This is a genomic window from Synechococcus sp. CCAP 1479/10 (assembly GCF_019038515.1).
GTDB lineage: Bacteria > Cyanobacteriota > Cyanobacteriia > PCC-6307 > Cyanobiaceae > Cyanobium.
Genome location: NZ_JAFKRJ010000106.1, coordinates 1 through 393 on the forward strand (window position 1 = coordinate 1; position 393 = coordinate 393).

The window sequence follows — 393 nt, forward strand, 5'->3', positions numbered from 1 at the left end:
GCCGTTGGCGGCGATGGTGAGGCTGCCGACCCCGGCGATGGTGACGGGACTGCCGAGGGGGAAGGGCCCGCTCTGGCCGGCGATGGAAAAGGACGCGATCGAGACCGGGCCATCGGGACTGGTGGTGCCGGCGAGGAGATTGCCGGTGGTGGTGCCGCTGTCCTCGGCGATGGAGAGGGTTTCGCTGACGTCGCTGAAGTCGTCGTTGACCGGCGTGACGGTGATGGCGAGGGTGGAGGAATCGTTGGGCCCTGAGCCGTCGGTGACGACGTAGGAGATCAGGGGAACGGTGCCGTTGTAGTTGGCGGCCGGCGTGAACGAATAGGAGCCGTTGGCGGCGATGGTGAGGCTGCCGACCCCGGCGATGGTGACGGGACTGCCGAGGGGGAAGGG

Annotated in this window: 1 protein-coding gene; it reads right to left on the reverse strand. The window is 68.4% G+C overall.

Annotation, left to right across the window (positions count from 1 at the left end; genetic code table 11):
* The coding region (locus KUG39_RS17180; RefSeq protein WP_216916633.1) for a cadherin-like domain-containing protein at window positions 1-393 on the reverse strand (393 nt) is incomplete at both ends.